This window comes from Cohnella ginsengisoli, from assembly GCF_029525555.1.
Taxonomy (GTDB): Bacteria; Bacillota; Bacilli; order Paenibacillales; family Paenibacillaceae; genus Cohnella; species Cohnella ginsengisoli.
This window is the reverse complement of record NZ_JAPDHZ010000003.1, coordinates 21,870-41,651: the sequence shown is the minus strand read 5'-3', so window position 1 is coordinate 41,651 and position 19,782 is coordinate 21,870. Positions and strand designations below refer to the sequence as shown.

At 61.7% G+C, this 19,782-nt stretch carries 15 protein-coding genes and 3 pseudogenes; 13 read left to right on the top strand and 5 right to left on the bottom strand.

Annotated features, from left to right (window positions below; all coding sequences use genetic code 11):
- The first annotated feature begins 54 nt into the window (after positions 1-54).
- Entirely contained in the window at positions 55-6,015 is a 5,961-nt protein-coding gene (locus OMP38_RS11295; protein WP_277565272.1) for an S-layer homology domain-containing protein, read from the top strand.
- A gap of 202 nt (positions 6,016-6,217) precedes the next feature.
- Here the strand turns inward: OMP38_RS11295 and OMP38_RS11290 are convergent, their stop codons facing one another.
- Together OMP38_RS11290 and OMP38_RS11285 are read right to left on the bottom strand one after the other, a co-directional pair.
- Positions 6,218-7,267 carry an anthranilate phosphoribosyltransferase gene (locus tag OMP38_RS11290; protein ID WP_277565271.1) on the bottom strand — a complete coding sequence of 350 codons (1,050 nt, stop codon included), beginning with the start codon at positions 7,265-7,267 and terminating at the stop codon, positions 6,218-6,220.
- A complete protein-coding gene (locus tag OMP38_RS11285) occupies positions 7,264-7,887 on the bottom strand; it encodes an ANTAR domain-containing response regulator (RefSeq protein WP_277565270.1) in 624 nt (207 codons plus the stop codon). The genes OMP38_RS11290 and OMP38_RS11285 overlap by 4 nt, the downstream gene beginning before the upstream one ends.
- A 308-nt stretch (positions 7,888-8,195) precedes the next feature.
- Between OMP38_RS11285 and nirB the strand changes: the two genes are divergently transcribed.
- From nirB to OMP38_RS11240, 9 genes and pseudogenes are all read left to right on the top strand, one after another.
- Positions 8,196-10,628: a nitrite reductase large subunit NirB gene (gene nirB / locus OMP38_RS11280; protein ID WP_277565269.1), complete on the top strand. Its 2,433-nt coding sequence runs from the start codon at positions 8,196-8,198 to the stop codon at positions 10,626-10,628.
- Between the two features lie 19 nt (positions 10,629-10,647).
- On the top strand, positions 10,648-10,956 hold the full coding sequence (gene nirD, locus OMP38_RS11275; RefSeq protein ID WP_277565268.1) for a nitrite reductase small subunit NirD: 309 nt from the start codon (positions 10,648-10,650) through the stop codon (positions 10,954-10,956).
- 28 nt (positions 10,957-10,984) lie between these two features.
- Positions 10,985-11,836, top strand: coding sequence for a formate/nitrite transporter family protein (locus OMP38_RS11270; protein ID WP_277565267.1), 852 nt, complete (start codon positions 10,985-10,987; stop codon positions 11,834-11,836).
- Positions 11,833-12,601, top strand: a pseudogene (gene cobA / locus OMP38_RS11265) (uroporphyrinogen-III C-methyltransferase). The gene OMP38_RS11270 and the pseudogene cobA overlap by 4 nt, the downstream one beginning before the upstream one ends.
- A gap of 212 nt (positions 12,602-12,813) precedes the next feature.
- Positions 12,814-13,518, top strand: a pseudogene (locus OMP38_RS11260) (enolase-like domain-containing protein); the annotation flags it as partial.
- Entirely contained in the window at positions 13,463-14,038 is a 576-nt protein-coding gene (locus OMP38_RS11255) for an enolase C-terminal domain-like protein (protein ID WP_277566783.1), read from the top strand. The pseudogene OMP38_RS11260 and the gene OMP38_RS11255, both read left to right, overlap by 56 nt.
- Before the next feature lie 17 nt (positions 14,039-14,055).
- On the top strand, positions 14,056-14,892 hold the full coding sequence (locus OMP38_RS11250; protein WP_277566782.1) for an NAD-dependent epimerase/dehydratase family protein: 837 nt from the start codon (positions 14,056-14,058) through the stop codon (positions 14,890-14,892).
- 242 nt (positions 14,893-15,134) lie between these two features.
- Positions 15,135-15,613: pseudogene (locus OMP38_RS11245) on the top strand (DUF6530 family protein).
- A gap of 2 nt (positions 15,614-15,615) precedes the next feature.
- The gene (locus OMP38_RS11240; RefSeq protein WP_277566781.1) at positions 15,616-15,996 is read left to right on the top strand and encodes a GIY-YIG nuclease family protein; all 381 of its coding nucleotides are present in this window, start codon (positions 15,616-15,618) and stop codon (positions 15,994-15,996) included.
- Between the two features lie 49 nt (positions 15,997-16,045).
- On the opposite strand, the gene OMP38_RS11235 is transcribed toward OMP38_RS11240, so the two are convergent.
- Positions 16,046-16,477 (bottom strand): MarR family winged helix-turn-helix transcriptional regulator, encoded by a 432-nt coding sequence (locus OMP38_RS11235; RefSeq protein WP_277565266.1) that lies wholly within the window; start codon positions 16,475-16,477, stop codon positions 16,046-16,048.
- Between the two features lie 122 nt (positions 16,478-16,599).
- On the opposite strand from OMP38_RS11235, the gene OMP38_RS11230 reads away from it, so the two are divergent.
- Positions 16,600-17,187 carry an NAD(P)H-dependent oxidoreductase gene (locus tag OMP38_RS11230; protein WP_277565265.1) on the top strand — a complete coding sequence of 196 codons (588 nt, stop codon included), beginning with the start codon at positions 16,600-16,602 and terminating at the stop codon, positions 17,185-17,187.
- A gap of 57 nt (positions 17,188-17,244) precedes the next feature.
- Here the strand turns inward: OMP38_RS11230 and OMP38_RS34625 are convergent, their stop codons facing one another.
- Positions 17,245-17,895: a phosphodiester glycosidase family protein gene (locus tag OMP38_RS34625; RefSeq protein WP_338130501.1), complete on the bottom strand. Its 651-nt coding sequence runs from the start codon at positions 17,893-17,895 to the stop codon at positions 17,245-17,247.
- Positions 17,896-18,035: 140 nt separating this feature from the next.
- Between OMP38_RS34625 and OMP38_RS34620 the strand changes: the two genes are divergently transcribed.
- Positions 18,036-18,164, top strand: coding sequence for a hypothetical protein (locus OMP38_RS34620; RefSeq protein WP_338130500.1), 129 nt, complete (start codon positions 18,036-18,038; stop codon positions 18,162-18,164).
- A gap of 148 nt (positions 18,165-18,312) precedes the next feature.
- On the opposite strand, the gene OMP38_RS11220 is transcribed toward OMP38_RS34620, so the two are convergent.
- The gene (locus tag OMP38_RS11220; protein ID WP_277565264.1) at positions 18,313-18,750 is read right to left on the bottom strand and encodes a hypothetical protein; all 438 of its coding nucleotides are present in this window, start codon (positions 18,748-18,750) and stop codon (positions 18,313-18,315) included.
- Between the two features lie 237 nt (positions 18,751-18,987).
- Here OMP38_RS11220 and OMP38_RS11215 point away from each other — a divergent pair, with 237 nt between their 5' ends.
- The gene (locus OMP38_RS11215; protein ID WP_277565263.1) at positions 18,988-19,770 is read left to right on the top strand and encodes a TetR/AcrR family transcriptional regulator; all 783 of its coding nucleotides are present in this window, start codon (positions 18,988-18,990) and stop codon (positions 19,768-19,770) included.
- Positions 19,771-19,782 lie beyond the last annotated feature (12 nt).

Below are 19,782 nucleotides of genomic sequence, written 5' to 3'. Positions count from 1 at the left end.
GCGAGGAGGGCTTCCTTTTCTTTTGTCCAAAACAGGCATTGGAGGGGTAAAATAATGCGAGTTGATACGAAAAATGCATGGCGGACATGGGTGTCTGGCTTGCTCGCCGTCCTCCTGCTGATCGGCAGCTGGCCGGGGAAGTCGTCTGCTCGGGCGAGCGCGGCCGAGGTTTTGGCGGGAAATGAAAGCGTTAGCATCTCGCTTGGAGCGTCGCCCGAGGCGGAAGGGATCTCCGCGCGGCCCGGCGACGGAGTGCCGGACGGGCTCGTCGCGGGCGAGCTGGGCGGCCGAACTTACTGGCAAACCAACAAATCCGCGGAAGACGAGAGCAAGCGGATTTTGTACTTTTACATGAACGTGGACGATAGCTATTCCGTGAACATGGCGGCGTACGACGTCGAAGTGACGGTCGATTATTACGATGCGGGGAGCGGCAAGCTCGTGCTGCAGTATGACGCGCAGGGAGAGGGCAACGGCTTCAAGGACGCGCCGCTATTCAGCTACGGCGATACGGGCGCCTGGAAATCGCATACGTTCAAGCTGTCCGACGCGAACTTCGCGAACCGGACGGGCGGGGCGGACTTCCGTCTCGGCATCGAGGGCGGCGGCGCGAGCTGGCAGACGAACGCGGAGCTGAAGCTCGCGAAGGTGGTCGTCACGAAGACGCTGAAGGCGGCCGCATCGGACGAGGCGAGCATCGTCCTCGGCGAGACGGCGGTCGAGCAGGGCATCGTCGGTCGGGGCGGGGACAACGAGTCCGGTCTCGTAAAGGGCACGCTGGACGGCAAGGGTTACTGGAAAACGAATCGCGGCGCGCCGGGCGACCGCACGCTTTATTTGTACATGAACGTGGACGACGCCTATTTGTACGACAATGCGGACAAGGATGTTTATGTGACCGTGGAGTACCTGGACCAGGGCAGCGGCAGCTTCGTGCTTCAGTATGATGCGCTCTCGGCTGCGTTCAAGGACTCGCCGCTCTTCACGTACGGCAACAGCGGGCAATGGAAAACGAAGACGTTTAAGCTGATCGACGCGAAGTTCGCCAACCGGACGAACGGCTCGGACTTCCGCATCGGCATCAGCGGCGGCGGCAATCCGGAAAACAATCCGGATCTGACCGTGGCGCGCGTGTCGGTGAAAAAAGTCGCGCGCACGTCCACCGCGATGCAGACCAAGGTGTACGATACGCAGTTCGCGACGGATGACGTCGTCATCGCGGACTTCAGCGTGCTCGACTTCGGCGCGAAGGCCGACGGCGCGAGCGACGATACGGCCGCGTTCCAGGCGGCGCTTGATGCGGCGGGCGGCAACGGGGGCGGCGTCGTGTTCGCGCCTGCAGGCACCTACCGGCTGAACGGCCATCTGAACGTGCCGACCGGCGTGACGCTGCGCGGCGACTGGATCAGTCCGGACGAAGCGGGAGGGCAGGTGAAGGGCACCGTTCTGGCTGCATACGGCGGGCGCGGGCAGGCGGACGGCGAGAGCTTTATCCAGTTGCAGCCGGTGAGCGGCGTCACGAACCTGTCGGTCTGGTACCCCGAGCAGACGCTCTCGGATCCGGCGGCGTACCCGTGGACGTTCGAGCAATTGCCGGGCGACAGCGCGACGATGGAGAACATCACGCTGGTCAACAGCTACGGCGGCATCAAGATCGGACCGGAATGGAACGAGCTTCATTACGTGAAAAATCTGTACGGTACCGTGCTTCATACAGGCATTTTTCTCGACTTTACGACCGATATCGGGAGGCTCGAGGGCATCCGGCTCGCGCCGTCCTACTGGGCGGCGTCCGGGCTGGCCGGCGCGCCGGACTCAGGACAGCTGCGCGCCTATACGACGACGCATGCCGAAGGCATCGTGATGGGTCGTTCCGACTGGGAGTACATGTCGGACATTCGTCTGTCTGGATTCGACAACGGCATGCGGGTGACGACGCGCACCGGCTCCGCCGAGACGGCGAACGCGCAGCTGTATGACGTTCATGTGAGCGACAGCCGGATCGGACTTAAGATCGAGGGCGTCAACGATTACGGCCTACTGGTGACGCGCAGCGGCTTTGCGGCGGGCGTCGGCGAGTCTTCGGCCGCGATCTATGCGACCGCGGGCTTCCACTCGATCGCGCAATTCCAGGACGTGCAGGTCGACGGCAGCGGCGGGAGTGCGGTCGTCAGCGAGGGCAGCGGCGTGCTGTCGTTCGAAAATGCGGCGTTCGCGGGCTGGGACGATGCGTCCGGGCGTTATGCGATCGAGCTTGGCGGCGGGTCGCTGATCCTAGGCCAGTCGAGCTTCGCCAAGGCCGCAAAGCAGGTGAAGCTGACGGGCGCCGTGCAATCGTTGAACGCGGTGAACTCGGGCCTGGACGGCAGCTTGCAGGTGACGGACGATAGCGAGGCTGCGGAGGTCAACGTCACGCACAATGCCAGCTATTCGCTCGAACGGCTGCCCGGCGACATCCCGACCGACGCGGCGGCGAGGCCCAAGCCGGCGAACCGGCAGCTATTCGACGCGACCGCGGCGCCGTATAATGCGGACCGGGCCGGCGCGATCGACGCTTCGACCGCGATCCAGCAGGCGCTGGACGCAGCGGGCGGCGCAGGCGGCGGCACCGTGTATTTGCCGGCGGGCATCTACCGCGTCGACTCGCCGTTGTCGGTGCCGACGGGCGTCGAGCTGCGCGGCTCCTGGGACGTACCGCACCATACGATCGGCGGCGGCACGGTGCTGTTCACCCGCTACGGCCAGGGTGCGCCGGAAGGCGCGACCGCGCTGATCACGCTGAAGGCTTCCGCGGGCGTACGCGGCTTGTCGGTCTACTATGACGAGCAGGACTGGAACAACGTCAAGCCGTACGCCTGGACGATCCGCGGCGAGGGGCACGGCGTTTACGCGATCGATACGACGCTGATCAATTCCTATCAGGGCATCGACTTCGGCACCTACGATACGAGCGGCCATTATATCGACTACGTGGCGGGATCTCCGCTCAGGGAGGGCATCTATCTCGGCGGCGGCGCCGAAGGCGGGTTCATGCGCAACGTGCAGTTCAACCCGCATTATTACGGACGCAACAACTACCCGAACCATCCGTCCACGGACGCCGACTTCGACAAGGTATGGAGCTACCAGAAGGAGCATCTGGACGCGTTCCGCATCGGGCATGTCGTTGGGGAGACGATCTTCAACACGTTCGTCTACGGCTCCCAGTATGGCATCCACTTCGCCGCGGAGAGCGGCGGCGCGCCGGTCGCGACCGTGCTCGGCCATGGCACGGACGGGAGCAAGAAAGGCGTTTATCTGGAGGGCGCCGGCGAAGGCGGCTTGACGTTCGTCAACACGGAGCTCGTGTCGATGAGCTCCACGGACAAGGTTTACATCACCCTTGAGGACGGCTTCGACGCGACCGCACGGTTTTTCAACACCTCGATGTGGGGCGATACGTCGCGCTCGGTCGATATCCGTGCGGGACGGCTGCGGATGCAGCAGAGCAACTTCACGACCGTCGGCGAAAAGGGGATCAATGCGATCGGCGGCGACGTCGCGCTGTACGATTCCTACTTCCAGCAGCCGCGAACGACGCATGTGTACGCGGGACCCGGCATCGAGCGGATGACGATTACGAACAACCTTTTCAAGGGCGGCTTCCAGCTCGCGAACGAAGCCGGCGTTAAGGTCGGCGGCTCCAACCTCGTGCCGGTGGCGTTGAGGCTCGAAAAGACGGCGCTCGAACCGGCGCACAAAGAGCGGTCGAACGCGCGGCTCGTGCTGTCCAATGCGACCGATGCGGCGGCGCTGTCCGGCAAGATCGAGCTGGTTCAGCCATCGGTATACGCGGGACTGCTGAAGCCGATTCGGTTTGCGGGTGTTGCTTATGGAGATAGCTTGGCGATCGACCTGCCGTACCTAGCGGCCGCTTCGCTGAAGTTCAAAGTGACGCTGGACGACGGCAGGACGTATATGTCCTCGGTGAAGCTCGGACAGTCGTTCGGCGGCTCTATGAACGGGGAGGTATCGGACGCGCCGCGGATCGATCTGTCCGCGCAGGACGAATATGCCGGCGGCGGACGATCCGGCGCGGCGGATCTGAGCGCCGACGCGGGCGTCGCTTGGGATGACGACAAGCTGTACTTCGACATTATCGTGCGCGACGACGTTCACAAGCAGTCCTACGGGGGCGTCGACATCTGGCAGGGCGACAGCATTCAGCTCGGCATCGACCTGAATCGCGGGGCCGGCGCGGCGAGCAAGCAGGTGAGCGAGCTCGGTTTCGCTTTGCGCGACGACGGCAGCATCGTCAAGTGGCGGTGGAAGGCGCCGGAAGGACTGCAGACCGGCGCGCTCGGCGCGGGCGTCGAAGCGACGGTGACCCGCGACGCGGAAGCGGGCGCGACGCGGTATGCGATCGCGATACCGCTGGACCAGCTGCACGGCGCGGGTTTTGATTTTGACCCGCAGGCTGCGCTCGGATTCACGCTGCTCCTGAACGAGAACGACGGCAGCGGACGCGAAGGCTACATGGAATACAACCAGGGCATCGGCGCAAGCAAGGACTTCTCGTTGTTCGGCGACCTGTATTTGCTGGACGGCAGCTTCCTGGATTGGTCGCTGGCCTCTGCGCAGGCGGCCGTCGCTGCGGCGAAGCTTGAGAAGAGCGACACGTCGATCGATGCGGCGCGCAATTTTGTGGTCCTTCTGCCCGAGGGCAAGGACTGGACGGCACTCGCGGCGGAGCTGGATGCGCTGGAGGAGGAGGGCGGCGGTGGGCCGACGCCTACGCCATCATCGACGCCTACGCCATCATCGACGCCTACGCCAGCCCCGACGCCGGCAGCCGGCACGGTCACGCTTATGCCGACAGCTTCACTTGATGCGGCCAGCGGTCTCGTCCGGGCTTCGGTGAGCGATAGCGAGCTTGCTCAGGCTTACGGCAAGGAAGGCGTTAAGTTGGTTAAGGTCGTATTGTCCGCTGCGGCGGGAGCGAACGGATATGCGGTCGAGCTGCCTGCGGCTGCGCTTGCCGGAGGCGGCGGGGATCGCCGGGTGGAGCTGTCTACGCCGCTCGGCTCTGTAGTAGTGACCGGCGATATGCTGAGCGACGCCGGATTGGCGAGCGTCGTGGGAGGAAAGGTGACGCTGGTCGTGCAGGCGGTGGATCGAGAGGCTTGGGGCGCGGAACTGCGGACGCTCATCGGCGATCGGCCGGCAGTCGACGTGTCCTTGATGTCGGGCGGCGTTCCGATCGCTTGGAGCAATGCGGGTGCGCCTGCCATCGTCTCCGTGCCTTACTCGCCGGACGCGAACGAAGCGGTCCATCCCGAAAAGCTGACGATCCGCTTTATCGACGCCCAAGGGACGGCGCATCCGGTCGTCAGCGGAAGGTATGACGCGGCAGGCGGCGTCGTGACCTTCCGGACGACGCATTTCAGTCCGTATGCGGTAGCCTATGTCGACCGTCGCTTCGACGATCTCGACAAGACGGCGTGGGCGCGCGAAGCCGTCGAGGCGCTGGCTGCCCGCGGCATCGTGGAGGGCCGCGAAGACGGATCTTACGACCCGGGCGCGCCGGTTGGCAGAGCCGACTTTCTTCTGCTGCTCGTGCGGCTGCTCGAGCTGAATGCGGACGCAGGGACGGCTGGCGGCTCCGCCGCATTCGCTGACGTGGCGGCCGGCGCGTACTATGCCGACGCGGTGCGCATCGGCGCGGCGCTCGGCATCGCCGGCGGCTCCGGCGACGGCCGGTTCCGGCCGCGCGACGCGGTCAGCCGCCAGGAAGCGGCGGCACTGGTCACCCGCGCGCTGCGCAGCGCGGGCGCGGAGCTGCCCGGCGGAGGCGATGCGGCGTTAGCCGCGTTCGCCGACGCATCCGCAGCGGCCGCCTATGCGCGACCGGATCTCGCGGCGCTCGCCGGCGCCGGCCTGCTGCAAGGCGCCGGCGGCAAGCTGCGGCCGCAAGGCGAGCTGACCCGCGCCGAGGCGGCGGTGCTGCTGTACCGCGTTTACCAGCGCGGGCAATAAAAAAGAGGGCGCATCGCCTTTCCTTAAGGAGGCGTTGCGCCGAATCCCGCGCGTGCCGCGCCAATCGCCTATCCTAGAGCAGGCGTTGCGTCTGCCGCTCCAAAGACAAAGAGACGCTCCTCCTTTCGGCAACCGCCGAAAGAAGGAACGTCTCTTTTTTGCCAAACGCCGCTTGGTACATCGCCGCCGCAGCATCCGCCGCTCAGCGCATCGCGGCCGCCGCGTTCGCCGGCTCGAGCAGCGCCGTCCGCCAGCTCATGTACGCCGCATGCGCTTCGCCGCCGTCGAGCAGCGCCTTGCAGGCGTACAGCCCTTGCTCGACCGACTCAGCTTTGCCCGCCAGGTGCAGACGGACAGCGCCGTTGAACAGCACCTGGTTCGTGTACGCCAGATCGGCCTCTCCCTGCAGCACCGCCTCCGCGACGGCCAGCTGATCGGCCGGCGTCCATGTCCGCTCCGGCGGCTCGGCCTCGATGCCGTACGTCTCGGGATCGAAGATCTGCAGGCGGAATTCGCCGTTTTCCACCAGATAGGCCCGGGTCGGGCGATTGATGTGCAGGTCCTCGGAGCCCTCCGCGCCTTGGACGATGAGCGCCTGCTCATAGCCGAGCTTGATGAACAGCCTGGCGAGCCTGTCGAAAACGGTATTATGGTAGACGCCGAACACGATGCGCGGCGACGAACCGAGGTCCAGCAGCTTCTCCGCGCTATTCAGCACCGTGCGCATGCCCAGTTCCTCGCGAATCTGGCGAAGCCGGCCGAGAGGCGGGCACCACGCTTCGGTCGAGGCGAAAAACACGCCGGACCGCTCGAAGGCGCGCAGCGTCCGCTCGGGCGTCAAGCCGGCCGCCGGAATGCCGACGGACTCGACGATGTCCTGCAGCGTGATGCCCCACTTCGGCGGCAGGGAGGCGGTACCGTGCAGCGCGTTCGGCAGGCCGGCGGCCGCGAGCAGGAAGGCCGTCGGAAACGTCGCGTAAAAGGACGTTTTGCGGCCGTCGTAAGGCCCTGCGCAATCCAGGCCGATGCCGAGTCCCTCGGCGCGGCGCGCATGCTTGCGAGATACCCGAACGAACGCTTCGAGCTCGTCTACGCTTTCCATCTTAATGCGTTCCGCGATAAAAAAGGCGCCGGTCTGCGCCTGCGTCGCTTCTTGCGTCAGAATGGCTTCCGCAGCCAGGACGGCTTCGTCGTAGGTTAGATCGCGGGCGCCGCGCTTGCCGCGGGCGACTTCCTTGAGCAGCTGGATCATCGCTTCGTCCTCCCTTGTTTTTGCTCTTGCAGCAGATTGTAAACATTGACGATGGAGGCCGCGACGTCGACCAGCCGCTTGCGTTCGTTCATCGCTTGTTTGCGCAAAATGTCGTAAGCTTCGGTCTCCGTGATGTTTTTCACTTCGCACAGGATGCCCTTGGCCATGTCGATCCACTTGCGCTCTTCGATCTTGGCGAGCAGCTGCCGGCGTTCGAGATGCCATTGCTGGCGCTCGAAGCATTGCTTGGCCCCGAACTGCAGCGTCCAATGAATCTCGGTCGGCAGCATCGATGCGCTAAGCACGCCGTCGGCCATCACGCCGTCTTCGCAGGCTTCGACGGACAGCGTCGCGGTCGCTTCGCTGCACCACCACAGGATCGGTACGACTTTCCACTCGAGGACGCTTCGGCTCCACGCTTCGATTTCCGGGATGGGCAGGTCGAGGATCAAGGCGTCGGCTTCCGCGATGCGCTGGCGCGCCTGTTCTTCCCCCCGCGCCGTCGCTACCGTATAACCGGCCGCACGCATGACCGACTCGGGAAGCTGCTGCTTGGAAACGACGGATTCGAGCCGTTCGGCGGCTGTCGGATGGTTATGAACAACGAGCAATGAACGCATCGACGCCCTCCTCTCCAATCGGTTCGCCCTTCTTAATGAAGGCGACACTTTTTCTCCGTTACTTTTTTATAACACAAAAGAAAGCAGAGTGTCGAGCGAAAAGATATTTCATTTTTTCGTGTTATATATATTGACATGAATTTGATTTCATAATATATTCGGGTTAATCAATCGCGAATACAATGGCGTATTCGGATGAAGCGGCAATGGTGCCTGCTTTCGTATCATGGGAGATTTTCGTTTCCCATGCCGCGAAGCAGGCTTTTTTGGTTTCTAACGAAATATCCGAAACGGGGGGAGACGCGAACATGGCGGACAAAAAGAAACTGGTGATGATCGGCAACGGAATGGCGGGCGTGCGGGCGTTGGAGCATCTGCTGAAGCTGGCCCCCGACCTGTACGAGATCACGATCTTCGGCGCCGAGCCCTATCCGAATTATAATCGCATCATGCTGTCGTCCGTGCTCGCCGGCGGCACGGAGCTTAAGGATATCGTCATTAACGACTGGGACTGGTATTCGGAAAACCGCATCGCGCTGCATGTCGGTCATACGGTGAGCCGGATCGATACGGAAGCGCGCATGGTCTATTCGGATCAAGGCGCGGAAGCGGTCTACGATACGCTCATCATGGCGACGGGTTCGCGTCCGTTCATGCTGCCGCTGCCGGGGGCCGACAAAGAAGGCGTCATCGGCTTCCGCGACATCGCGGACTGCGAGACGATGTTCGAAGCGTCGCGATCGTATAAGAACGCCGTCGTCATCGGCGGCGGCCTGCTCGGTCTTGAAGCGGCGCGCGGCCTGCTGAACCTGGGCATGAACGTATCGGTCGTCCATATCAGCCCGAATCTGATGAACCGGCAGCTAGACGAACCGGCATCGAAAATGCTGCAGAAAGAATTGGAAGCGCAAGGGATGAAGTTCTTGCTCCGCAAGCAGTCCGAGCTGATCTACGGCAAAAAGCGCGTGAAGGGCCTTCGCTTCACGGACGGCAGCGAAGTGGAAGCGGACCTGATCGTCATGGCCGTCGGCATCAAGCCGAACGTGTCTCTCGCGAAGTCTGCCGGACTCGCGGTGGGCCGGGGTATCGTCGTAAATGATTACATGGAAACGAACGTGCCGAACGTCTATGCCGTCGGGGAATGCGCGGAGCACAGAGGCATCGCATACGGACTTGTCGCGCCGCTGTACGATCAGGGCGCGGTGCTGGCGAAAAGGCTGGCGGGCGTAGACACGGCCGGCTACGAGGGATCGATGACCTCCACCAAGCTCAAGGTATCGGGCGTCGACGTGTTCTCGGCCGGCCAGTACGAGGAGACGCCGGGCACGCGCGCGCTTCGTTATCAGGATGAGTTGGAAGGCGTCTACAAAAAGATCGTGATCGAGAACGACCGGCTCGTCGGCGCCGTGCTGTTCGGCGACACGTCCGACGGCGCGTCGTTGTTCTCGATCATGAAGAAGGGCGAGTCGATCAAAGGCAAGGAAAAAGAGCTGCTGCTCGGCTTCGCCCCTGGCGGCGCCGCCGCTTCACCGGCGAGCCGGCTCGAGAGCATGGCCGACGACGAGATCGTCTGCGGCTGCAACGGCGTCTCGAAGGGCGCGATCAAGGACGCGATCGAGACGAAGGGCTGCGCCACCGTCGGCGAGATCAAAGCGTGCAATAAAGCGACCGGCTCCTGCGGCGGCTGCAAGCCGCTCGTCGAAGGCCTGCTCAGCCTCTATGCGGGAGAGCGCGCCGGCGAAGCCGTCAAAGAGGGCATCTGCGGCTGCACCTCCCTGGACCGCGACGAGATCGTCGCCGGGCTCCGTCGCCTGGAGCCGGCGACGATCAAGGAAGCGATGCTCGCGCTTGACTGGAAGCAGCCGGAAGGGTGCACGAAGTGCCGGCCTTCCCTGAACTACTATATGGGCATGCTGTGGCCCGAACGCTACAAGGACGAGAAGGAATCCCGCTTCACCAACGAGCGCTATCACGCCAACATTCAAAAGGACGGCACCTATTCGGTCGTGCCGCGGATCTATGGCGGCGTCACCACGCCTTCGGAGCTCAAGAAAATCGCGGAGGTCGCGGAGAAGTACGACGTTCCGCTGGTCAAGTTCACGGGCGGACAGCGTCTCGACCTCTTTGGCGTCAAGAAGGAAGACTTGCCGGGCATGTGGGAGGATCTCGATATGCCGTCGGGCCACGCTTACGGAAAAATGCTGCGCACCGTCAAAACTTGCGTCGGCAATACGTTTTGCCGGTTCGGCACGCAGGACGCCATCGGAATGGGTATCCGGCTCGAGAAGGAGTTCGAGCGGATGAACGCGCCGGCCAAGGTGAAATTCGCCGTATCCGGCTGCCCCCGCAACTGCGCCGAGGCGACGATCAAGGATTACGGCATCGTCGCGATCGACGGCGGCTGGGAGCTGCACGTCGGCGGCAACGGCGGCGTGCATGTCCGGGCGACCGACCTGCTGTGCGTTGTGAAGACGGAGGACGAAGTCGTCGAGTGGGGTGGCGCGTTCCTTCAATATTATAGAGAGAACGCGACTTGGGGCGAGCGGACTTCCGTGTGGGTAGAACGCGTCGGCCTGGATGCCATCAAAGCCGCGCTGGACGATCCCGCGGAGCGCAAAGCGCTACACGGACGGATGAAGACCGCGCTCAGCTACATTAAAGATCCTTGGAAAGAGATCATCGAGGACAAAGAGCTGCGCAAAAACTTCGAAGCGCTCGCGGTGCCCGCGCCGCTGAACTAAGGACTGGGAGGCGGAGAACATGACAAAAATGCTGGTCGCTCACGTTGCCGATATCGATGCCAAAGGGTCTCGTACGTACCGGCACGAGGAGCTGGAGATCGCCATCTTTAAATTGTCCGACGGACAGATTCGTGCCGTGGAGAACCGCTGCCCGCACAAAGGCGGCAAGCTGTCGGAAGGGATGGTGTGCGGTACCGCGATCCATTGTCCGCTGCACGACTGGAAGATCGACCTGAAGACGGGAAAAGTATACGAGCCGGACGACGGGTGCGTGACATCCTATGAGACCGAAGTAGACGCAGCGGGCTCCATCTATATTACGATTTAAACCATTTACGCAGCAGGGAGATGAGCGCATGGATTTCGTTAAACCGAAGGAAGTATTGAAAGCGATGATCGAAGGCGGCGCCGCCAAAGCGGAGATGAGCGCCTCGCAAATGCTGGTACGGGGCTTCCTCGGCGGGGCGATCCTCGCCTTCGCCACGACGCTGGCGTTCACGGCCGTCGCGCAGACGAAGATCGGGATGGCGGGCGCGGTCATCTTTCCGGTAGGCTTCGTCATGATCGTGCTGCTTGGCCTGGAGCTCGTGACCGGCAGCTTTGCGCTCATCCCCTTAAGCGTGCTGCAAAAGAAAACGACCCTGGGCAAGATGCTCAAAAATTATGGCTGGGTCATCGCGGGACATCTAATCGGGTGCTTCGTCTATGCCGTTCTGTACGATCTGACGACGACCAAGATGGGTTCCGACATGGCGAGCCCGCTGGCCCAGACGCTGATCACCGCGGCTGAAACGAAAACGATCGGCTACAAGCATTTGGGCGCGGACGGGATCGTCCTTGTCGTCATCAAGGCGATTCTGTGCAACTGGATGGTGACGCTCGGCGTCGTCATGGCGATGACCTCGACTTCGACGCTCGGCAAGATCGTCGCGATGTGGCTGCCGATCGTGACGTTTTTCGGGCAAGGCTTCGAGCACGCGGTCGTCAACATGTTCGTCATCCCGGCGGGCATGCTGCTCGGCGCGGACGTCAGCTTCGGGGACTGGTTGCTGTGGAACCAGATTCCCGTGCTAATCGGCAACTTCGTCGGCGGCGCTGTGTTTACGGGCATTCTTTTCTACCTGTCGCAAAAGGGAATCGGACTGACGGCAGGTACGCTGTCCGCGCTGGATTCACCTAAGACGCTGCACGCGGAGCGGCGCGCATGAGGCCCGCGCCGGTTTATCTCGTCGGTGCCGGTCCGGGCGACCCGGAGCTCGTCACGCTGAAGGCGATCCGCCGCATCCGGGAAGCGGACGTCATCTTGTATGACCGCTTGGTCAACGCGGAGCTGCTTGATTATGCCAAGCCGGGCGCCACGCTGCTCTACTGCGGCAAGAGCCCGGGGCAGCACGCGATGCCTCAGCGGCAGATCGAAGCGCTCCTGATCGAGCATGCGCTCGGCGGCCGGACGGTCGTCCGGCTCAAGGGCGGCGATTCGCTCGTGTTCGGCAGGGGCGGCGAGGAGGCGCTCGCGCTCGCGGAGCGCGGCATCCCCTGCGAGATCGTGCCCGGCGTCACTTCGGCGATCGGCGCCGCGGCTTCGAGCCGGATCCCGCTCACGCATCGCGACCTGGCCGCTTCGTTCGCCGTCGTCACGGGCAACCGCTGCCGGGAGGACGCGGCTCCGATTCGCTGGGACCTGCTGGCGCACGGCGTCGACACGCTTGTCGTGTACATGGGCATCGGACGGCTGGAGGAGATTCGGGCGGAGCTGCTTCGCCACGGCAAGCCGCCGTCCACGCCGGTCGCCCTGATCGAACGGGGCACGACCGACCGGCAGCGCGTCGTGACGGGGGGAGCTAACGCATATTCACAAGCTCGCCGAGGCGATGAAAATTAGCAATCCCGCGCTGATCGTGATCGGCGAAGTCGTGCTGGTGCGGGAGCAGCTCCTGCTGCTGGAGGCGCAGGCAAGGCTTGCGATCGGGTAGAGAGCGGAGCTTATGCGACGGACCATTTATGGCGGACGATTTATATAGAAGTAAAGTAGACGAGAGAACGAAGCGCGCCGAGCGCTTCTTTTTTTTGTCTTCGCTATCGTCTCGAATCGGCTAAGATCGCCGACTTAAGTTTGTCATCGTCTCATTAATCGCGGCGTACGCGTGAAGTAGAATGAGGCTAACCGAAGGAGGCGATCGCGCAAATGGCTAAAATCACCGGCGTCGCGTGCATACGGACGAGGAAAAACGGGACCTGGACGATCGTGAAGGTGACGACGGACCAGGACGGCCTGTACGGCTTGGGCTCGGCGACCGACCTCTTCAATCCGGAAGCGGTCGTGCAGATCGTCGAGCAGCTGCTCGGGCCGCTGCTGATCGGCCGCGATGCGGCCAACATCGAAGACTTGTGGCAGCTCATGCACCATAGCGGCTATTGGCGCAGCGGCGCGTTGCTCAACACCGCGATCGGCGGCATCGACATGGCGCTCTGGGATATTAAAGGCAAGGAGGCGGGACTCCCCGTGTACCAGCTGCTCGGGGGGGCCGCCCGTTCGGCGGTCGCTTGTTATGGTCACGCGGGAGGGAGGGACGTCGCGGAGCTCAAAGAGGACGTCGCCCGGTTTATTGAAGAGGGCTATACGGTGCTGCGCGTGCAGATGGGCGGCTACGGCGGCGGCGGCTTCGTGGGCGCGGATCGCGCCAACGTTCCCCGCGGCGCTCGGACCGACGGCCACGTTTTCGACGAGCACCTATACGCGAACGCCATCCCGGCCATGTTCGAGTCGCTCAGGGTCGCGTTCGGTGACGACGTCCAATTTACGCACGACGTGCACGAGCATTTGTCTCCGATTCATGCAGTGCGACTGGCGCGGCGTCTCGAGCCGTACGGCCTGTTTTTCCTCGAAGACGCGCTGCCGCCGGATCAGGCCGGATGGTACAGGCAGCTTAGGCAGCAATGCGCGACCCCCCCAGGCTGTAGGCGAGCTGTTCACGAATCCGCAGGAGTGGCTGCCGCTCATCTCGGAGCGCCTGATCGACTTCATCCGCGTACGCGTCTCCAAAGCCGGCGGGATCAGCGCATGCCGCAAGATCGCGGCGCTGGCCGAAGCGTTCGGCGTACGCAGTGCCTGGCAGGAGGGCGGGGAGAACGATCCCGTCAACCAGGCGGCCGCCGTGCACCTGGACATGGCGATCTGGAACTTCGGCATTCAGGAGGTCAATCACTTCCGGCCGGAGGAATTGGCCGCATTTCCCGGACATATCGAACGGGTCGGCGGTTATCTGTATCCGTCGGCCAAGCCCGGGCTCGGCATCGACATCGACGAGGCGATGGCCGCCGCGCTGACGGGCGACGGATGGTCGCGCCAAAGCTATCATTCGCCGTACCCGCTGGACCGCAAAGCCGACGGCACGATCGTTCGGCCATGAGAGAGGAGGGAAATCGCATGCGCACGATCGCGGTTACCGGAGGCAGCGGGAAGCTGGGGCGATACGTCATCGAGGAGCTGCGCCGGCAAGGCTATCAAGTCGTGTCGCTGGATCACCGCCTCGCAGAGGGCCTTCCCTGCCGGCAGATCCGCGTGGACATGAGCGATCTCGGACAAGTGGCGGGTGGATTAAAGGGGGCGGACGCGGTTATACACCTGGCGGCGATCCCGGCGCCGGTCGGATATCCGCACCATACGATTTTCGCGAACAACGTACTGGGTAGCTTTAACGTGCTGGAGGCCGCGGACTTGCTCGGCATTCGGCGCATCGTGATGGGATCGAGCACGTCCTGCTATGGATTTGCGTGGGCGTCCAAGCCCTTTGCGCCCGCGTATTTGCCCGTTGACGAAGCGCATCCGCAGCTTCCCCAGGAGGGCTACGGGCTGTCCAAGACCGTGAGCGAATTATCGGCGGCCATGTTCGCGCGCAGAAGCGGCCTGGAGATCGCGAACCTGCGCTTCTCGCTGATCGCGGCGCCCGAAGAGTACGAGAGAATGGCGGCGGATGCGCGCCATCCCGAGCGATTCGTCAACATATTGTGGAGCTATATCGATATCCGGGATGCGGCAACCGCGTGCGCGGCTGCGTTAACCGCGCCGCTGGAAGGCGGGTCGATATCGCTGAATATCACGGGCGACGACGTGCTGAGCGAAGGGGATACGGCCGTCCTGATCGCCGAGCACTACCCGGAAGTGACGGACATTCGCGCGAATCTCCGCGGGACGGCGCCTTTATTCGCCAACGCGCTCGCCAAGGAGACGCTGAACTGGCGTCCTTTCTATAAATGGCGTTGAGCGAGGCCAGCGTGGCTGGTTGAGATAGACCTTTATACATAAAATTCAAAAAACATCGGTACGAGCGCCGGGATAGGAGGCGTTGGCGTCGATGTTTTTTCTTGTTCGGATGTCGGACGCGAGGAACGCCTGCCCTGCCTTTTTGCGCTCGGCGGGATTGACCGGTAGGTTTTCATTCGATATAGTTAAAGAACAAACTTAGTAAATTACTAATTTACTAAATAAAAAGTGAGGGCTATCTTTTGAAAATCCCGACATCGCTCAAGCATAAACCTGTCATCGTCTCGGAAAATTACGAAAACGTGGACGGCCGATACGCCGGCCATACGGACGCAAAGGGCCTCTCGCTCGGCCTCGCGCAGTGGAACGACCGCGGCAAGGTCGACATCTCGGCGAAGGTATGGCGATATACGGGGAGAAGTGGTCCCGCCAATCGGAGGAGCTTCCGCTTCACCGCGTGCTCGACCTTGCGATATTGGTGGCGCGCAGCCTCGGACATTTTCGCGAAGCTTACCGTCATGAAGCGTTGTACGATCCGGACAACCCGGTCATCGACCGGATCGGTCTGCAGGGAGATGCGATGACGGTGGCGGTATGCACGGACAACGAACGCATCCGCGAGGACATCAAGTTGTTCGGCGCCGCGCTAGAAGGAGACGGCGAGCTGATCGGCGAACGGCTGAAGACGCTGGCGGACATTTTGAAGGAGATGGGGTATTGACGATGGACAAACAGCGCAAAAAGCAGCTGGCCGACGCCTACGCGCAAACTTTTCGCGCGATGGGCGTCTATCAGATCCGCAACGCGGAGAACGGGAAGGTGCTCGTCCGCTCCTCGATGGATCTGGACGGCGCCCGCAACCGGTTTGAATTCATGAGGCAAATGAACAATAATACGCTGCCGGAGCTGAAGGCCGACTGGGATCGTTACGGGGGCAAGGCGTTCGAATTTTCGGAGCTGGATCGGATCAAGCCGAAGGAAGAGACGGTAACCGACCGCGCCGAGCTGAAAAAATACCAGGAAGAGGTAGACGCCCTCGCCGAGCTGTGGGTCGAAAAGCTGCAGCCGTTCGGGGAACGCGGGTACAACAGGCCGCAGAGCTAGCGCGGATATGAAAAAAACGCGGGCTTTGAACAGCTCGCGTCTCATGAACTTACGCACGGAATACCTGATCGTGAAGGAGGTCGAGCGCTTGCTCGATCTCCTTCAGCTTTTCGTCGGACAAGGTCCCGATGCGCCCCTCGAGCTGCGACAGCATATGGCCGAAAATGCCGTTCATCAGCTGCTGGCCCTTTTCCGAGAGACGAATGAGCTGCTTCCTCCGATCGTCCGTATCCGCGACTTTTTCGCAAAGCCCTTTTTGCATCAGCTTCTTGATCTCGCGGCTCGTATTGGGCAAGGACATATGGGTACAGTCGGCGATGCTGCTGAGCGTGACGGGCTGGCTGACCGCGACATACTCCAGCATCTTATATTGAACGGGCGTAACGTCTTCAAGCTTCGCGCCTTTAGAAAACGCATGCGTCGTCTGATGGACGGACGTTATAAAATCGAAAAATTTTAAAAACAGAACCTGTTTGTCCATACAATCACCTCGTACGCTAAACGATAACAAAATCATTATCAAATAAAAATGATCATTTGACAACTAATTGGCGTCATGCTATTTTATAGTTATCATATGATAATTATATAGGAGGCGCGGCCATGAAGCTGCTCGTCATCTTCGCCCATCCGAATCATCGAAGCTTGAATTACGCGTTTTTGCAGGAGATCGTGCGCGGGAGCGGAGAGAATGCCGCGATCGAGGAGATCGAGGTGCTCGACTTGTATGCGGATGGCTTCGACCCGGTGCTCGTATTCAACGAGGAAAAAAGGAGAAGGGACATGCACGCCGACCCCGAGCTCGAGCGATACCGGGCGATGATCAAGCGGGCCGACAAGCTCGTCTTCGTCTATCCGATCTGGTGGGGCAGGCCGCCTGCGATGCTGCTCGGCTTTATCGACCGGATGTTCGCTTCGGGATTCGCCTATCGGGACAATGGAAAAATGCTGCCGGAAGGCTTGCTGAAAGGCAAGACCGCCGTATGCGTGTCGACGATGAAGGGGCCTGCCGTGTATATGCCGCTCTGGCTGTACAACGCGCACAAGACGCTCATGCGCAAGGCGCTGCTGCGATACGTCGGCTTTGGCAAGGTGAAATTTTTCGAGTTCGGCAACATGGAAAGCCCGCGGGGCAAACAGAAGGAGAAGCTGGCGAAGATATACCGCTACTTCAGGACGATGACCGCCTGATGGAGGTTGACCGCGCAAAACGTATGAAGTAAAAAAAGAGGCCGGCGGCGGCCTCTTTTATTTGAAGAAAAGGAAATTCGTCGCCAGGCGCCGCAGCTGCCCGTCGGAAGGACTGTTGACGACTCTGCCCTTGAACACGAGGGTGGAGGAGCCGCCGCCGTCCAGATTGTAGCCGTCGATCGTCCCGAAGCGGGAGAGCAGGATCTGAAGCTCATCTAGCGTGGCGCCCGAGCTGCCGTCCTCGCCCCGTCCGTCGATGACGATCATCAGGATCTGATTGTCCTTGTAATTCGCGATGACCGTGCGCGGCGCGCGGAGCGGGCTCGTCCGCCATTTGGCGGGGATAGGCAGGTTGACGCCGTTTTTGCGAAGCACGGGCACGAAGGAGGCGCCGAACTTCGGCTTCTCCCTGTCCAGCTGCGATTTATTGCTGTATTTGCCGCCGATAAGCTTCAGGTTTTCGTTCAAACCGACGAAAAAAAGATCGTTGAAGCTCGGCTCGAAGCCTGTGACGTACTCGCCGCCGACGACGGTCGTGCTGAGCGGGTAACGCTTGCCTCCCTGGTCGGCAAAGCCTCCGGCATTGACGCCCGCGATCGCCCCGGTCCGCTTGACGGCCGCGAGCGTCGTCTCCGAGCTGCCCGGCTTGCCCCCCTGCCAGCGCCATCGACATCGCCTTGTCGCTCTTGAGCCTGACCTTGAGCGCATAGCCGCTGAAGTACTGCGCGCGGATCGTGTAAAGCTGAGCCGTCAATTTGTCCGATTGCACGGAGTCGCGCGGGTAGCCGAGCTTGATGGAGATGCGCCTGTCATAGATCGCCGCGGGCCGCCCGACCTGCGCCCTGGCGGTGGACATCATCGCGCTCATGCTCCTGTTCGTCTTCGTATACAGCTCGGATACGCGCTTGACGGAGGCCGAGATGTCCTTGGCGATGGCGCCGGCCCGATCGAGCGATTCGATCTGCGGCTCGACGTAGCCGGCGAGCGAAGGGCCGGGCGTCTGCGGGGGCGGACCGATGTCCGGCGCCTCCGGCTTGACGCCCGCCGCGATGAGCCAGATCATCATGCCGAGAAACGGCGCGCAAGCGAGCAGCACGGTTCGGTTCAATTGCTGGACGCCCGTTCTCATTTGAGCACGTCCAGTTCTTTTTTCAGCTGGTCCAGCTGCTTTTTCAATTCGCTGATCTGCGTATACAGCTTGTTGCTGTTGTCGGTCTTGTCGCTGGCGTTGTCCTGCGTGAAAGTGAGCAGCTCGTTCAGCGCGTCGACCTTCGAAGAGAGCTGCGCCATCTGCGCGGCGTAGTCGCTCTCAAGCTTGTCCAATCTGGCGCGGTAATCCTGCTGCAGCGCCGCGATCTGGCTTGCTGTCTGCTGCTGCAGCTGCGCGGATACCTGCTCCCGCTGCTGTCCCGTGTACCAGATCGTGCAGGCGACGCCGGCGCCGATCAGCAAAAGCCATAACAATACGAACGGCACGACGGATCTTCTCGCCGCTCTCCTCGGGGGTCTTTCCGTGCTGCCGATCTGAGCTCTCGCGTCCGTCAGAGGGGAAGAATTCATCATTGCAGTTTGTCACCTCGTAATTCGGCCATACCGATATTGAATGTCCATTGTAGCATAATCCTAAAAAAAATTGGGCAAACTATACTGTTTTTTTACCTTCGGATGGATAAACAAGAAACGCCATACAGATTCTCCTCAAAACTGAATCGACGATCAGGCCTTACGTGCGACGCCTCTCGGTCTGTGTTATACTGTATACACCATATACAATTAATTTGCGGAAAAGAGGCTTGCGCGATGAGCGGCAACGATACGATGGACGAGGACAGCTTGAACAGCTTGCCGCACGGCGCGCAGCTGGCCTGGGGGCTGGTGAAGCCGTCGACGAGAGGTCCGAAGGGCGAGCTGAGCGTCGGCAAGATCGTGGACGCGGCCGTCGGCATCGCGGATCGGGAAGGGCTGTCGGCGTTATCGATGAACCGGGTGGCGAGCTCGCTTGGTTTTACGACGATGTCACTGTACCGTTACATTAAGAGCAAAGATGACCTGCTGATGCTCATGACGGAGGCGGTCTGCGACATTCAGATACCGGAGGAGAGCGAAGGCAAGGGATGGCGGGATCAGCTAAGAGAATACGTGGAGACCTGCATCCGGCTCATGCGCGCGCATCCGTGGTTCACGGACGTTCCGATCATGGGCGTGCCGATTACGCCTAACAATCTGAAAATGGTGGATTGGCCGCTGCGCATCCTGCGGGATCTGCCGCTTAGCGAATACGAGAAAATGTCCACCGTGCTGCTGGTCAGCGGCTATTCCCGCTTTTACGCCATCATGATGCGGGATATGGACCGGGCGATCGAGGCAGGCGGTAATCCGGAAAGCTTTTCGGGGCTTATGTACGGGGAGGCGCTGAGGCAGCTGGTCACGCCCGAGCGTTATCCCGCGCTATATCCCATCGTAGCGGCGGGCGTCTATACAGAAGACGACGGCAACAAGAGCGAGGCGCAGAACGACTTCGACTTCGGCTTGGAGCGCATTCTCGACGGCATCGAGCTGCACCTGTCCCGGGCGAGATCGTAGCGGAACGAACGA

Bases quoted from the DNA above. Each gene is read 5' to 3' on its own strand.
- nirB (WP_277565269.1), top strand. From the start codon at position 8,196: ATGGCGGACAAAAAGAAACTGGTGATGATCGGCAACGGAATGGCGGGC.
- OMP38_RS11250 (WP_277566782.1), top strand. From the start codon at position 14,056: ATGCGCACGATCGCGGTTACCGGAGGCAGCGGGAAGCTGGGGCGATAC.
- OMP38_RS11295 (WP_277565272.1), top strand. From the start codon at position 55: ATGCGAGTTGATACGAAAAATGCATGGCGGACATGGGTGTCTGGCTTG.
- OMP38_RS11230 (WP_277565265.1), top strand. From the start codon at position 16,600: ATGAAGCTGCTCGTCATCTTCGCCCATCCGAATCATCGAAGCTTGAAT.
- OMP38_RS34625 (WP_338130501.1), bottom strand. From the start codon at position 17,895: ATGCGCTCAAGGTCAGGCTCAAGAGCGACAAGGCGATGTCGATGGCGC.
- nirD (WP_277565268.1), top strand. From the start codon at position 10,648: ATGACAAAAATGCTGGTCGCTCACGTTGCCGATATCGATGCCAAAGGG.
- OMP38_RS11270 (WP_277565267.1), top strand. From the start codon at position 10,985: ATGGATTTCGTTAAACCGAAGGAAGTATTGAAAGCGATGATCGAAGGC.
- OMP38_RS11290 (WP_277565271.1), bottom strand. From the start codon at position 7,267: ATGATCCAGCTGCTCAAGGAAGTCGCCCGCGGCAAGCGCGGCGCCCGC.
- OMP38_RS11220 (WP_277565264.1), bottom strand. From the start codon at position 18,750: ATGATGAATTCTTCCCCTCTGACGGACGCGAGAGCTCAGATCGGCAGC.
- OMP38_RS11235 (WP_277565266.1), bottom strand. From the start codon at position 16,477: ATGGACAAACAGGTTCTGTTTTTAAAATTTTTCGATTTTATAACGTCC.
- OMP38_RS11240 (WP_277566781.1), top strand. From the start codon at position 15,616: ATGGACAAACAGCGCAAAAAGCAGCTGGCCGACGCCTACGCGCAAACT.
- OMP38_RS11255 (WP_277566783.1), top strand. From the start codon at position 13,463: ATGCAGTGCGACTGGCGCGGCGTCTCGAGCCGTACGGCCTGTTTTTCC.
- OMP38_RS11285 (WP_277565270.1), bottom strand. From the start codon at position 7,887: ATGCGTTCATTGCTCGTTGTTCATAACCATCCGACAGCCGCCGAACGG.
- OMP38_RS11215 (WP_277565263.1), top strand. From the start codon at position 18,988: ATGAGCGGCAACGATACGATGGACGAGGACAGCTTGAACAGCTTGCCG.